The organism is Cryobacterium sp. TMT2-42-4, assembly GCF_004402645.1.
Lineage (GTDB): Bacteria > Actinomycetota > Actinomycetes > Actinomycetales > Microbacteriaceae > Cryobacterium > Cryobacterium sandaracinum.
Genome location: NZ_SOFT01000007.1, coordinates 12,208 through 27,387, shown reverse-complemented (window position 1 = coordinate 27,387; position 15,180 = coordinate 12,208). Strand labels below are relative to the sequence as shown.

Here is a 15,180-nt window from a genome sequence, read left to right as displayed (position 1 = left end):
GGGCAAGTTGCCGGCCTCTCCCGCAAACAGCTAAGCTTAGCTGTCACGTTTGTGACGAACTGTCCACCGCCATACATGGTGCACGAGAACGAGTTTTTTCCCGTGTGTGGCCCGAACTATGTCCATCCTGGAGCAACTACTACATGACAAACGCAACGACCGAACGGGCACCCAAGCAGGTCGCCATCAACGACATTGGATCTGCTGAAGACTTTCTTGCCGCGGTCGAAAAGACTCTGAAATTCTTCAACGACGGAGACCTCATCGAGGGCACCGTGGTGAAGATCGACCGCGACGAGGTTCTCCTCGACGTGGGTTACAAGACCGAGGGCGTCATTCCCTCCCGCGAACTTTCCATCAAGCACGACGTCGACCCCTCTGAGGTCGTCAAGGTCGGCGACCTGGTTGAGGCCCTCGTTCTTCAGAAGGAAGACAAAGAAGGCCGTCTCATCCTGTCCAAGAAGCGCGCTCAGTACGAGCGTGCATGGGGCGACGTTGAGAAGATCAAGGAGTCGGATGGCGTTGTCACCGGTTCGGTCATCGAGGTTGTCAAGGGTGGCCTCATCGTGGACATCGGACTCCGCGGGTTCCTCCCGGCCTCGCTCATCGAGTTGCGACGTGTTCGCGACCTGACCCCGTACCTGGGCCAGGAGATCGAGGCCAAGATCCTCGAACTCGACAAGAACCGCAACAACGTCGTGCTGTCCCGTCGTGCGCTGCTCGAGCAGACCCAGTCCGAGAGCCGCACCACGTTCCTCAACAACCTTCAGAAGGGACAGGTCCGCAAGGGCGTTGTCTCGTCAATCGTCAACTTCGGTGCGTTCGTCGACCTGGGTGGCGTTGACGGTCTGGTTCACGTCTCCGAGCTCAGCTGGAAGCACATCGAACACGCCAGCGAGGTCGTCGAGGTTGGCCAGGAAGTCACCGTCGAGATCCTCGAGGTCGACCTCGAGCGCGAGCGCGTGTCGCTTTCCCTCAAGGCCACGCAGGAAGACCCGTGGCAGGTCTTTGCTCGCACCCACGCCATCGGCCAGGTTGCACCGGGTAAGGTCACCAAGCTCGTTCCGTTCGGCGCGTTCGTTCGCGTTGCCGAGGGCATCGAGGGACTCGTTCACATCTCCGAGCTCTCCGGCAAGCACGTCGAGCTCGCCGAGCAGGTCGTGTCGGTCGGCGACGAGGTCTTCGTCAAGGTCATCGACATCGACCTCGAGCGTCGCCGCATCTCGCTGAGCCTCAAGCAGGCCAACGACGGTGTCGACCCCGAGGGCACCGAGTTCGACCCGGCGCTCTACGGAATGCTCACCGAGTACGACGACCAGGGCAACTACAAGTACCCCGAAGGCTTCGACCCGGAGACCAACGAGTGGCGCGAAGGCTTCGAAACCCAGCGCGAGAAGTGGGAGCAGGACTACGCTGCAGCCCAGGCTCGTTGGGAAGCCCACAAAAAGCAGGTTGCCTCCGCGAACGACGAGATCACCGCCGTCGGCGATGTCCCGTCCGCCGCAGGCAACACCTTCTCGAGCGAGACGGCCGGCGCCGGCACGCTCGCGGACGACGAGGCCCTCGCAGCACTGCGCGAGAAGCTCTCCAGCTCCAACTAGCAACGAGCTGACTGAAGGCCGCACCCTCCGGGGTGCGGCCTTTTTTCGCTTCGCCGGCGGATGCCGGTTCGCCCATCGAGGGCCGTTAGCATGGCACGTGTGTACTTGATTGGACTGACCGGCGGGATCGCATCCGGAAAAAGCACCGTCGCGCGGCGGCTCGTGCAGCACGGGGCCGTGCACATCGACGCCGACCAACTCGCGCGGGTCGTGGTCGCGCCCGCCACCCCGGGGTTGGCCAAGATCGCGGATGCTTTCGGTGACGGGATGCTGCTGCCCGACGGCAGCCTGAACCGGATGGCGCTCGGCGCAGTCGTGTTCCGCGATCCGGAGGCATTGGACCGCCTCAACGCGATCGTGCACCCCGAGGTGCGTGCGCGCTCGAACGCACTGATCCGCGAGGCGGAAGATGCCGACCGCGACGCGATCGTCGTGTACGACGTGCCCCTGCTGGTGGAGGCCCGCGTCGACCATCCTTTCGACCTCGTGGTCGTCACCCAGGCCGACGAGCCGACCCGGGTGCGCCGCATGGTGGAGCTGCGGGCGATGGATGCCGGCGAAGCGGAGCGCCGGATCCGCGCCCAGGCGAGTGACGCCGACCGTCACAGGATCGCCGACGTCGTCATCGACACGGGCGGCACTCTTGAGCAGACCCTGGAGCAGGTCGACGTGCTGTGGGACCAGGTGCGGGGTCAAGGCCAGCAGCGCATTGTCAGAGGCGCTCCGTAGACTGACGAGCATGGAACCCACGCGCTCTGTAAATCCGTTCGAGGTGGTGAGCGAGTACACGCCGAGCGGCGACCAACCCACAGCGATCGCCGAGCTGGCCGGCCGCATCAACGCCGGAGAGACCGACATCGTGCTGCTCGGCGCCACCGGTACGGGCAAATCGGCGACCACGGCCTGGCTGATCGAACAGGTGCAGCGGCCGACCCTGGTGCTCGCCCATAACAAGACCCTCGCCGCGCAGCTCGTGAACGAATTCCGTGAGCTGATGCCCAACAATGCCGTCGAGTACTTCGTGTCATATTACGACTACTACCAGCCCGAGGCCTATGTGCCCCAGACCGACACCTTCATCGAGAAGGACTCCTCGATCAACGCGGAGGTCGAGCGCCTACGGCACTCCACCACGAACTCCCTGCTCAGCCGGCGCGACGTCATCGTGGTCTCCACGGTCTCCTGCATTTACGGCCTCGGCACGCCAGAAGGCTACCTCGAGGCCATGGTCGCTCTACAGGTCGGTCAACAGGTCAACCGGGACTGGCTGATCCGGAAGTTCGTTGCCATGCAGTACCAGCGCAACGACATCGACTTCTCCCGCGGCCACTTTCGGGTGCGCGGCGACACCATCGAGATCATCCCGATGTACGAAGAACTCGCCATCCGCATCGAGATGTTCGGAGACGAGATCGAGGCGCTCTACAGCCTGCATCCGCTCACCGGCGACATTGTGAGGAAGCTCGACTCCGTCGCCGTCTTCCCCGGCTCGCACTACGTGGCCAGCACGGACGTGATGCAGCGCGCCATCGGCACCATTCAGGAGGAGCTCGTCGAACGGCTTGAGCAGCTGGAGCGCGAGGGCAAACTGCTCGAGGCCCAGCGCCTGCGCATGCGCACGCAGTTTGACCTGGAGATGATGGAGCAGATCGGTTTCTGCTCCGGCATCGAGAACTATTCCCGGCACATCGACCAGCGTCAACCGGGTGAGGCGCCGCATTGCCTGCTCGACTATTTTCCCGACGACTTCCTGATGGTCATCGACGAGTCCCACGTCACGGTGCCGCAGATCGGCGCCATGTATGAGGGCGATTCCTCGCGCAAGCGCACACTCGTCGACCACGGCTTCCGGCTCCCGAGCGCCCTCGACAACCGACCGCTCAAATTCGGAGAGTTCAAGGGGCGCGTCGGCCAGACCGTCTACCTCTCCGCCACCCCCGGCAAATACGAGTTGGGCATCGCCGACGGCATCGTTGAACAGATCATCCGTCCCACCGGGCTGATCGACCCGCAGATCATCGTCAAGCCCAGTAAGGGCCAGATCGACGACCTTCTCGAGGAGATCCACAAGCGCGTCGACCGCAGCGAACGCGTCCTGGTCACCACGCTCACCAAGAAGATGGCCGAGGAACTCACTGACTTCCTCACCGAGGCCGGCGTGCGGGTGCGCTACCTGCACTCGGATGTCGACACGCTGCGTCGCGTCGAACTCCTCACTGAGTTGCGGGCCGGCGTTTACGACGTACTCGTGGGCATCAACCTGCTCCGCGAGGGGCTTGACCTGCCCGAGGTGTCGCTCGTCGCCATCCTCGACGCCGACAAGGAGGGCTTTCTCCGTTCGGCGACCTCGCTGATCCAGACCATCGGCCGCGCGGCCCGCAACGTCTCCGGCGAGGTGCATATGTACGCCGACCGGCTCACGGCCTCGATGGAGCGCGCGATCGACGAGACCGACCGCCGCCGCGAGAAGCAGGTGGCCTACAACACCCTTCACGGCATCGATCCCACCCCGCTGCGCAAACGAATCGCTGACATCACCGAGGTTCTCGCCCGGGAAGAGGCGGACACCGCCGAGCTCCTGGCCGGCCGCGACACCCGCCGCAAGGGCGTCGCGGCGACTCCGCGCCGCCAGGGACTGGCCGCGAACGGCGCGAACGACCTCGAGTCGATTATCGCCGACCTCAACGGCCAGATGCTCGAGGCGGCAGGGGAGCTCAAGTTCGAGCTCGCGGCCCGGCTCCGCGATGAGGTGTCCGAGCTGAAGCGGGAGCTGCGCCAGATGGAGAAGGCCGGCCACATCTGATCGGATGATCGGACGCGGCTGGGTAAACTTCGAACATTTGTTCGCTTAGGGCGTGCTGATTCGCAGGCTTGGGCGCGTGGCGCTGCATAGAATCAGATGGTGTCAATTTCCAAGGTAGAGACCGGATCAAAACTCAACGTTCGTGGCGCCCGTGTGCACAACCTGCACAACGTGGACCTCGAGATCCCGCGCGATTCACTCGTCGTCTTCACGGGACTGTCCGGCTCGGGCAAATCGTCGCTCGCGTTCGACACCATCTTCGCGGAGGGCCAGCGGCGCTACGTAGAATCGCTGTCCGCGTACGCGAGGCAGTTTCTGGGCCAGGTCGACCGACCCGACGTCGACTTCATCGAGGGCCTGAGCCCTGCCGTCTCCATCGACCAGAGGTCGACCAACCGCAACCCGCGGTCGACCGTGGGCACCATCACCGAGGTCTACGACTACATGCGGCTGCTCTGGGCGCGCATCGGTGTGCCGCACTGCGCCGTCTGCGGCGAAGTCATCCAGGCACAGACCGTGCAGCAGATCGCCGACCAGCTGATGGGACTCGATGAGGGCGTCCGCTACCAAGTGCTCAGCCCGGTCGTATCCCAGAAAAAGGGCGAGTTCGTCGACCTGTTCAAGGAACTGGCAGCCGGCGGCTATTCCCGCGCCATCGTCGACGGCACCCCGATCCAGCTCAACGAGCCGCCCGTTCTGAAGAAGCAGCTCAAGCACGACATCTCCGTGGTCATCGACCGTCTGGTCGCCGGCCCCGACCTGCTGAGCCGGCTCACCGACTCCCTTGAGACGGCGCTCAAGCTGACCGACGGCATCGTGCAGATCAACTACGTCGACCGGGAGGGCGACGAGGCCTGGCAAAGCTACTCGGAGAAGCTCTCCTGTCCCAACAACCACCCCGTGCAGCTCACCGAGATCGAGCCGCGCACGTTCTCCTTCAACGCGCCCTTCGGCTCCTGCCCTGAGTGCTCCGGGCTCGGCACGCGCATGTCGGTCGACGCAGACCTGCTGCTCGGCGACCCCGAGCTCAGCATCGCGGACGGCGTCGTGCTGCCCTGGACCACGCAGGGCAAGGGACTATTCCAGTACTACGAGAAGCTCCTCGACGGGCTCGCCCGCGACCTGGACTTCTCCCTCGACACCCCGTGGGGCGAACTGCCCGCCGAGGTGCAGGACGCCGTTCTGCGCGGCGACAACTTCGAGGTCAAGGTGAAGTGGAAAAACCGCTACGGCCGGGAGATGAGCTACACCTCCGGTTTCGAGGGCGTCGTGCCCTACATTGAACGTCAGTACCTGCAGGCGGAGTCCGACACCCAGCGCGCCCGCTGGGGAGAATACCTGCGCGAAGTGGACTGCCCCGTCTGCTCCGGAACCCGGCTCAAGCCCGAGGTCCTCGCCGTGCTCGTGCACGGGGCCAGCATCGCGGATGTCTGCACCCTCAGTCTCACCGACGCCCGCGATTTCATGAACAAGCTCGAGCTGACCGACCGGGAGGCCGTCATCGCCGCGCAGGTGCTGCGAGAGATCAAGGCGCGCCTGGACTTCCTGATCCGCGTCGGCCTGAACTACCTCAACCTGGCCCGGGCCGCGGCGACCCTGTCCGGCGGCGAGGCGCAGCGCATCCGTCTGGCCACCCAGATCGGGTCCGGCCTGACCGGGGTACTGTATGTGCTCGACGAACCGAGCATCGGCCTGCACCAGCGCGACAACCGGCGACTGATCGAGACCCTGGTTACCCTGCGCGACCTCGGGAACACCCTGATCGTGGTCGAGCACGACGAAGACACCATCAAGACGGCCGACTGGGTCGTCGACATCGGCCCGGGCGCCGGCGTCAACGGCGGCCATGTCGTGCACTCCGGCTCCTACGCCGACCTGCTCACCAACACGGAGTCGCTGACCGGGGACTACCTGGCCGGCCGCAGGTCCATCCCGACCCCGGCCACTCGGCGCGAAATCGACCCGGCGCGCGAAATCTCGGTTATCGGCGCGGAGGCCAACAATCTCAAGAAGGTGTCGGTCAGTTTCCCGCTCGGCACGTTCACGGCCGTGACCGGCGTCAGCGGATCGGGCAAGTCGTCTCTCGTCAACGACATCCTGTACCGGGTACTGGCCAACCGGCTCAACGGCGCCCGCAAACTCCCCGGCCGGCACACCCGCGTCACCGGGCTCGAGCAGCTCGACAAGGTCATCCACGTCGACCAGGCCCCGATCGGGCGCACGCCGCGCTCCAACCCTGCCACCTACACCGGCGTCTTCGACAAGATCCGCACCCTGTTCTCCGAGACGATCGAGGCTAAGGCGCGCGGCTACCTGCCCGGTCGGTTCAGCTTCAACGTCAAGGGCGGCCGCTGCGAAGCCTGCTCCGGCGACGGCACGATCAAAATCGAGATGAACTTCCTGCCCGACGTCTACGTTGCCTGCGAGGTCTGCGGGGGAGCGCGCTACAACCGCGACACCCTGACCGTGCACTACAAGGGCAAAAGCATCGCCGAGGTGCTGGACATGCCGATCAGCGAGGCCGCCGATTTCTTCGAGGCGATCTCGTCCATCCACCGGTTCCTGAACACCCTCGTCGAGGTCGGCCTCGGCTACGTGCGCCTCGGCCAGAGCGCCACGACGCTGTCCGGCGGCGAGGCCCAGCGCGTCAAACTGGCCACCGAGCTGCAGCGCCGGTCCAATGGCCGCAGCGTGTACGTGCTCGACGAGCCCACGACCGGCCTGCACTTCGAAGACGTGCGCAAACTGCTGCTCGTGCTGAACAGCCTGGTCGACAAGGGCAACACCGTGATCGTGATCGAGCACAACCTCGACGTGATAAAGTCCGCCGACTGGGTGATCGACCTCGGTCCCGAGGGCGGTTCCGGCGGGGGCCGCGTGCTTGCCACCGGAACCCCGGAGCACGTCGCCACCGTGAAGAAGAGCCACACGGGCATGTTCCTGAAGGAGATCCTGGCGGCACACTGACCGCCTCAGGAACCATCATGTCCGATGCGCTGAGCTACCGTCCCAAGACGGGCGAGATCCCCACGAGTCCCGGGGTGTACCGATTTCGTGACGAGACCGGGCGGGTACTCTATGTCGGCAAGGCCAAGAACCTGCGGGCGCGGCTCGCGAACTACTTCGCCCCGCTGAGCAGCCTGCATGAGCGCACCCGGCGCATGGTCACCACGGCCAGTTCGGTTGAGTGGACGGTCGTCGGCACCGAGGTCGAGGCCCTTCAGCTGGAGTGGACCTGGATCAACGAGTTCGATCCGCCCTTCAACGTGCGGTTCAAGGACGACAAGTCCTACCCGTACCTCGCGGTGACCCTCGCCGACGAGGCGCCGCGGGCTCTCGTCACCCGCACCACCGGCATCCGCGGCGCCCGGTACTTCGGACCGTACCCGAAGGTCTGGGCCGTGCACGAGACAATCGAGCTGATGCTCAAGGCCTTTCCCATCCGCACCTGCAACAACGCCAACTACAAACGTGCCATTCAGTCCGGCAAGCCCTGCTTCGGCGGGCAGATCGGGCGGTGTTTCGGCCCCTGCTCCGGCCTGGTCTCCATCGAGGAGCACCGGGTGATCGTGAATGAGTTCGTCAGCTTCATGGGCAGCCAGGATCGCAAGCTGATCAACCAGCTGACCGCGGAGATGAAGGATGCCGCGGTGGGCCAGAACTACGAGGTCGCCGCCAAACGGCGCGACCAGGTGCGGGCGCTGAACGCCGTTCTGGAGAAGAGCGCCGTCGTGCTTCGCGACAGCGTCGACATCGACCTGTTCGCCATCGACCAGGATGAACTCGCCGCGGCGGTGCAGCTGTTCATCGTGCGGGGCGGCCGCATCCGCGGTGTGCGCGGCTGGATGGTCGACAAGGAACTCGACCTCACGACGAGCGACCTGATCGACTCGATCATGCTGACGGCCTACGGCTCCGGAGCCGTGCCTCCGCGGGAGATCGTTGTGCCGGAGTTGCCCGACGACGCCGCGGCGCTGGAAACCTGGCTGGCCGGCGTCGGCAAACGCAAGGTCCGGCTTGTCGCTGCCCAGCGGGGCGAGAAGGCCGCCCTACTCGCCACGGCGACCCAGAACGCCAAGCATGCCTTGATGCTCTACAAGACCCGGCGGAGCTCCGACTTCGTCGCCCGGTCCAAGGCCCTCGAAGACATCCAGGAGGCGCTGGAGATGCCCTCCGCGCCGCTCAGGATGGAATGCTACGACGTCTCGCACCTGAGCGGCACCAACATCGTCGCCTCCATGGTGGTGTTCGAAGACGGGTTGCCGCGAACCGACGAGTACCGCCGGTTCAGCATCCCCGAGTCCACGGATGACACGGACTCCATCTACCGCACGCTTACCCGCCGCCTGGCCTACCTGATCCCCGACGAGGAAGCGGCGCCGGAGGGCGAGGCCGATGCCACGGTGAAGCGCAAGAAGTTCCGATACCAGCCGAACCTGCTCATCGTCGACGGCGGCCAGCCTCAGGTGGCCGCGGCGGCGCGGGCGCTGCGCGAATCCGGCGTCACCGGTATCCAGCTGTGCGGAATCGCGAAGCGGCTCGAGGAAATCTGGTTGCCGGACTCCGACTACCCGGTGATCCTGCCGCGCAACAGCGACGCCCTGTTCCTGATCCAGCGCATCCGCGACGAGGCACACCGGTTCGCGATCATGCACCAGCGCTCGAGAAGAAAGCGGGATATCACGTCGGTGCTGGGCGAGGTCCCCGGTCTCGGCCCGGCCAGAGTCAAGGTGCTCCTGCAGCATTTCGGCTCCGTCACCCGGCTCAAGGAGGCGCCGGCGGAGGCGATTGCCGACGTTCGCGGCATCGGTCCGGTGCTGGCCGAGGCGATTCATCGCCACTTGCGCGCCTGAACGGTCCGGCTGATCGGTAGGCTGGACACTAAGGTTCCACCCGATCGAAGGCGCAGTCCAGAATGACAACGGAGAACGACAGGCAGGAAATGCTTATCGTGACGGGGATGTCCGGCGCAGGCCGCTCCACCGTGGCCAACGCGCTGGAAGACCTGGGCTGGTACGTCGTCGACAACCTTCCGCCGCAGATGCTGCGCCCACTGGCCGAACTCGTCGGCCGGGCCGGCACCAGCCTGCCCAAGATCGCCTCCGTGGTCGATATCCGCGGCCGGGACTTCTTCACCGATTTCCAGGAAATCGTGCACTCGCTGCGGAAGACGTCCCAAGTGCGGGTCATTTTCCTCGAAGCCCGCGACGACGTGCTCGTGAGACGGTTCGAATCCGTGCGACGACCGCATCCGCTGCAGGGCGACGGCACGATTCTTGACGGCATCGCGGCCGAGCGCGTCAAGCTCAGCGCCGTGCGCGAGTCCTGCGACCTCGTCATCGACACCTCAGATCTCAACATCCACCAGTTGGCCACGTCGATCTCGGACCGCTTCGCCGCCGAGGATGCCGCCGGGGTGCACGTCACGCTGATGAGTTTCGGCTTCAAATACGGCCTTCCCACCGACGTCGACATGGTCGCCGATGTGCGTTTCCTTCCCAACCCGTTCTGGGTTCCCGAGCTGCGCAGCCACAACGGCCAAGACTCCGAGGTGCGGGATTTTGTTCTCGCCCAGACCGGGGCGCGGGAGTTCATCTCGCACTACGCGGCGGCCCTGGAACCGGTCCTCGCGGGGTACCAGCGGGAGAACAAACGCCACGCGACCATCGCGGTCGGGTGCACGGGCGGCAAGCACCGCTCGGTCGCCATGGCCGCGGAAATAGCGGCCCTGGTCAAGGACTTCCCCGGTGTCGCGGTCAGCGTCAAGAATCGCGACCTCGGACGGGAATAACCCGGCCACGGGCGACTGCATCCAGCAGACGCCCACTCCGGCCAGAACGACTACAACTCGGCCCCACTTCAGGCCAGGACGACAGAATGGACAAGCGATTGGCACTCACCGCCGACGTCAAAGACGAGCTTGCTCGCGTCGAAATTTCAAAGACCACGGTGCGTGCAGCGGAACTGGCCACCATTCTCCGATTCTCCGGCGGACTGCACATGATTTCCGGCCGGATCGCCATCGAGTCGGAGCTCGACACCCCCCTCCTTGCCAGGAGGGTGCGCAAAGACCTCGCCGAGCTCTACGGTGTGCGCAGCGACGTGACCGTGATCCCCGCCGCCGGCCTGCGGCGCGCCAGCCACTACCTGGTGCGAGTGCTTGACGGCGGCGAGACCCTCGCGCGCCAGACCGGGCTGCTCGACGCGAGACGGCGCCCGATTCGCGGTCTGCCGAACCGGCTCACCACGGGCTCGAAGGAAGAGATCGCCGCCGTTTGGCGTGGAGCCTTCCTCGCCCACGGCTCTCTGACCGACCCGGGTCGTTCGGCGGCGCTGGAGGTCACCTGCCCCGGGAATGAATCTGCCATGGCCCTTGTGGGAGCCGCCGGACGCCTCGGAGTCGTCGCCAAGGCGCGTGAGGTTCGGGGCGTGCACCGTGTCGTCATCCGTGACGGCGACGCCATCGGCGCCATGCTCGTGCAGATGGGGGCGCAGGAGACCGTGCTCAACTGGGAGGCCCTCCGCCAGCGTCGCGAGGTGCGCGCGACTGCGAACCGACTGGTCAACTTCGACGACGCGAACCTGCGCCGCTCCGCTCAGGCCGCGGTGGCCGCGTGCGCGCGCGTGCAGCGCGCCATGGAAATCCTTGACGAGGAGATCCCGGAGCACCTCCGCTATGCGGGTGAGCTGCGCCTCGCCTTCCGCGACTCCAGCCTCGACGAGCTCGGTCACCACGCGGATCCGCCCATGACGAAGGATGCCGTCGCCGGCCGCATCCGTCGCCTGCTGGCCATGGCCGACAAGAAGGCCGCCGACCTGGGCATCCCGGGCACGGACTCGAACCTCCCGGCCGACCTCGATGACGTCTGATCTGCCCGGCGTTCAGCGTTCATCCACGTTCGTCACAGCCACAGCGCATCCTGAGTAGACTGGAATGGTTGCTCACGAACGGGTGGCGGAGCGTTTCGCGCCGACAACTACAGAGGAGATGCACCTTGGCTGAATACACACTTCCGGCTCTGGCCTACGACTACTCGGCCCTTGCGCCGAGCATCAGCGGCACCATCATGGAACTTCATCACGGCAAGCACCACCAGGCCTACGTCACCGGGGCCAACACCGCCCTGGCCCAGCTGGCCGAGGCTCGCGACAGCGGCAACCTCACCAACGTGAACAAGCTCGAGAAGGACCTCGCGTTCAACCTCGGCGGCCACGTCAACCACTCGATCTTCTGGACCAACCTGTCGCCCGATGGCGGAGACAAGCCTACCGGTGACCTGGCTAGCGCGATCGAGGACAACTTCGGTTCCTTCGACAAGTTCCAGGCCCACTTCGCGGCCGTGGCCCTTGGCGTACAGGGCTCCGGCTGGGCGGTGCTCGCCTGGGACTCGATCGGCCAGCGCCTGATCATTCAGCAGTTCTTCGACCAGCAGGCCAACTTTGCGGCCGGCACGATTCCGGTGCTGATGCTCGACGTCTGGGAGCACGCGTACTACCTCGACTACCGCAACGTCCGTGCGGACTATGTGAAGGCGTTCTGGAACATCGTCAACTGGGCCAACGTCCAGGAGCGCTTTACCATCGCACGCGAAAAGACCACCGGACTGCTGCTCCTCTCCTGAGAGGAGTCGGCCCCTACGGGGGCCCGCAGCCCGTCCGATTCACCCACCACAACGCGCTTCGGCGCACAAGAATAGGAGACATTCGTGTCTGTAAAGATTGGTATTAACGGATTTGGCCGCATTGGCCGTAATTATCTTCGCGCCGTCCTGGCCCAGGGCAGCGACATCGAGATCGTCGCCGTGAACGACCTCACCGAGGCGAAGACGCTGGCTCACCTTCTTAAATATGACTCCATCACCGGTCGCCTTCCCGCCACCGTCGAGGTCGATGGAGACACCATCCTCGTCAACGGCAAGCCGATTAAGGTCCTTGCCGAGCGCGACCCCGCCAACCTGCCCTGGGCAGCCCTGGGCGTCGACATCGTGATCGAATCCACCGGACGCTTCACGAAGGCCGAGGATGCGCGCAAGCACATCACCGCCGGTGCCAAGAAGGTCATCGTTTCCGCTCCGGCCTCCGGCGATGCGGCAACCATTGTCATGGGCGTCAATGAGGCGGACTACGACCCGGCCAAGTTCGACATCATCTCCAACGCGTCGTGCACCACGAACTGCCTCGCGCCCCTCGCGAAGGTGTTCAACGACAACTTCGGCATCAAGCACGGTCTGATGACCACGATCCACGCGTACACGGCCGACCAGAACCTGCAGGACGGCCCGCACTCTGACCTGCGTCGTGCCCGCGCGGCCGCTCTGAACATCATTCCGACCTCGACCGGTGCCGCCAAGGCCCTCGGCCTGGTTCTGCCCGAGCTCAAGGGCAAGCTGGACGGCTTCGCGCTGCGCGTTCCGGTTCCCACCGGCTCCATCACCGACCTCACCGTCGTTGCCGAGCGTCCCGTCACCGTCGAGGCCATCAAGGCCGCGTACAAGGCTGCCGCTGAGGGTCCCCTCAAGGGCATCCTCATGTACACGGAAGACGAGATCGTCTCCAGTGACATCGTCACCGACCCGCACTCCTCGATCTTCGACGCCGGCCTGCTTCGCGTCATCGGCGACCAGGTCAAACTGTCCGCATGGTACGACAACGAATGGGGCTACTCCAACCGCATGGTTGACCTCACCGCGCTCGTCGCCAAGAGCCTTTAACGGGGTCCGCAGTGACGCTGCGTACTATTGATTCACTGGGGCAGCTCGGCGGAAAGCGCGTCATCGTCCGTTGTGACCTGAATGTGCCGTTGCAAGACGGTCAGATCACCGACGATGGGCGCGTCCGGGCATCCTTGCCCACCATCAAGGCCCTCATCGAGCAAGGCGCGCGAGTTGTGATCGTGTCGCACCTCGGTCGCCCGAAGGGCGCACCGGAAACCAAATACAGCCTGGCTCCCGTTGCCGATCGTCTCGGCGAGCTCCTGGGCGCGGACGTGGCATTCGCCACGGACACGGTCGGCGCGTCGGCTCAGGCTGCCGTTGCCGCCCTCACCGACGGTGAGGTGGTTGTTCTCGAGAACCTCCGCTTCAACGCGGGGGAGACCGCCAAGGATGACGCCGAGCGCGGCGCCTTCGCCACGGAGCTCTCCGCTCTGGGCGATGTGCTCGTCTCGGACGGCTTTGGCGTCGTGCACCGCAAGCAGGCCAGTGTGTACGACCTCGCCGGGATCCTTCCCAGCGCGGCCGGCCTTCTGATCGCCGCTGAGCTCGAAGTCCTGGACCGCCTCACCGAGAAGCCCGAAGCGCCGTACGCGGTCGTTCTGGGTGGCTCGAAGGTGTCCGACAAGCTCGGCGTCATCGGGCACCTGCTGCCCCGCGTCAACTCGCTGCTCATCGGCGGCGGCATGGCGTACACGTTCCTCGCTGCTCAGGGACACACGGTGGGTGCAAGCCTGCTGGAGGTCGACCAGATTGAAACCGTTCGCGGTTACCTTCAGGAAGCGGAGCGCCTGGGCGTGCGGATCGTGCTGCCGACGGATATCGTCGTCGCCTCCAAATTCGGGGCAGACGCCGAGGTAGCGGTCACCCCGGCCGACGCGATCGAGAGCACCACGTTCGGCGCCTCCGGTCTCGGCCTGGACATCGGACCGGCAACCGGTGCGGTGTTCGCCGACATCATCCGGTCGTCGAAGACGGTCTTCTGGAACGGTCCGATGGGCGTGTTCGAGTTGGCGCCATTCGCGGAGGGCACCCGTGCGGTGGCCGGCGCGCTGACCGAGGTCGACGGCCTGAGTGTCGTCGGTGGTGGAGATTCGGCCGCGGCCGTGCGCATTCTCGGTTTCACCGATGACCAGTTCGGTCACATTTCTACCGGCGGCGGCGCGAGCCTCGAGTTCCTCGAAGGTAAGCGCCTGCCAGGACTGGAGGTCCTCGGATGGCAGTAAACGAACACCCACGGCGCACTCCGCTGATTGCCGGCAACTGGAAGATGAACCTGGACCACCTCCAGGCCATCGCGTTCGTCCAGAAGCTCGCCTGGAATCTCAAGGATGCGAAGCATGATGTCGCAGCGGTCGAGGTCGCGGTGTTCCCACCGTTTACCGACCTCCGCTCCGTGCAGACGCTCGTCTCCGCTGACAAGCTCCCGATCGCCTTCGGCGGGCAGGACCTGTCGGCCCAGGATTCGGGCGCGTACACCGGTGAAATCTCCGGCTCGTTCCTCGCGCAGCTTGAGTGCAAGTATGTGTTGATCGGTCACTCCGAGCGCCGCACACTGCACGCCGAGACTGACGAGATCGTCGCGGCGAAGGTCACGGCAGCGCTCAAGCACAACCTGGTTCCGATCATCTGCGTCGGCGAGTCTGCCGCGGACCTGGAACTGCACGGCCCGAGCGCCGTACCGGTCGCCCAGCTGCGCGCGGCCCTGGCCGGCGTGACTAACGCGGCCGACTTCGTCGTCGCCTACGAGCCCGTCTGGGCGATCGGTTCCGGTAAGGCGGCAACGCCGGAGCAGGCCGAGCAGGTGGCGGCGCAACTGCGTCTCGTGCTCACGGAGACGCTGGGCCAGGATGTGGCCGACAAGACCCGCATCCTGTACGGCGGTTCCGTGAAGGGTTCGAATATCGCGGGCTTCATGCGCGAGCCGAACGTGGACGGCGCCCTGGTTGGCGGCGCCAGCCTGGATATCGACGAATTCTCGAGCATCGTCCGGTTCCAGCAGCACGTCGGTCTGTAGCAAGACAACTGCACCACATCTGCTGTCTCAACTCGGCAGCAGGCCTCG

11 protein-coding genes are annotated in these 15,180 nt (G+C 65.2%); all 11 read left to right on the top strand.

Features of this window, described 5'->3' with window-relative positions; genetic code table 11:
• The first annotated feature begins 143 nt into the window (after positions 1–143).
• The 11 genes from rpsA (at position 144) to tpiA (ending at position 15,132) form a co-directional block, all read left to right on the top strand.
• Positions 144–1,601, top strand: coding sequence for a 30S ribosomal protein S1 (gene rpsA, locus E3O18_RS01230; protein ID WP_134396092.1), 1,458 nt, complete (start codon positions 144–146; stop codon positions 1,599–1,601).
• 99 nt (positions 1,602–1,700) lie between these two features.
• Complete coding sequence (gene coaE / locus E3O18_RS01225; RefSeq protein WP_134396091.1) at positions 1,701–2,330, top strand: dephospho-CoA kinase; 630 nt, start codon at positions 1,701–1,703, stop codon at positions 2,328–2,330.
• A gap of 10 nt (positions 2,331–2,340) precedes the next feature.
• Entirely contained in the window at positions 2,341–4,404 is a 2,064-nt protein-coding gene (gene uvrB, locus E3O18_RS01220; RefSeq protein WP_134417276.1) for an excinuclease ABC subunit UvrB, read from the top strand.
• A 99-nt stretch (positions 4,405–4,503) separates the two neighbouring features.
• A complete protein-coding gene (uvrA, locus tag E3O18_RS01215; RefSeq protein WP_241973243.1) occupies positions 4,504–7,371 on the top strand; it encodes an excinuclease ABC subunit UvrA in 2,868 nt (955 codons plus the stop codon).
• A gap of 17 nt (positions 7,372–7,388) precedes the next feature.
• Entirely contained in the window at positions 7,389–9,257 is a 1,869-nt protein-coding gene (gene uvrC / locus E3O18_RS01210; protein WP_134396088.1) for an excinuclease ABC subunit UvrC, read from the top strand.
• Between the two features lie 62 nt (positions 9,258–9,319).
• Complete coding sequence (rapZ, locus tag E3O18_RS01205) at positions 9,320–10,195, top strand: RNase adapter RapZ (protein ID WP_134396087.1); 876 nt, start codon at positions 9,320–9,322, stop codon at positions 10,193–10,195.
• 98 nt (positions 10,196–10,293) lie between these two features.
• Entirely contained in the window at positions 10,294–11,274 is a 981-nt protein-coding gene (gene whiA / locus E3O18_RS01200) for a DNA-binding protein WhiA (protein WP_134396160.1), read from the top strand.
• 125 nt (positions 11,275–11,399) lie between these two features.
• Complete coding sequence (locus E3O18_RS01195) at positions 11,400–12,026, top strand: superoxide dismutase (protein WP_134396086.1); 627 nt, start codon at positions 11,400–11,402, stop codon at positions 12,024–12,026.
• Positions 12,027–12,110: 84 nt separating this feature from the next.
• On the top strand, positions 12,111–13,115 hold the full coding sequence (gap, locus tag E3O18_RS01190) for a type I glyceraldehyde-3-phosphate dehydrogenase (protein ID WP_134396085.1): 1,005 nt from the start codon (positions 12,111–12,113) through the stop codon (positions 13,113–13,115).
• Positions 13,116–13,126: 11 nt separating this feature from the next.
• Positions 13,127–14,341 carry a phosphoglycerate kinase gene (locus tag E3O18_RS01185; protein WP_134396084.1) on the top strand — a complete coding sequence of 405 codons (1,215 nt, stop codon included), beginning with the start codon at positions 13,127–13,129 and terminating at the stop codon, positions 14,339–14,341.
• Entirely contained in the window at positions 14,332–15,132 is an 801-nt protein-coding gene (gene tpiA, locus E3O18_RS01180) for a triose-phosphate isomerase (protein ID WP_134397269.1), read from the top strand. The genes E3O18_RS01185 and tpiA overlap by 10 nt, the downstream gene beginning before the upstream one ends.
• Positions 15,133–15,180: the final 48 nt, after the last annotated feature.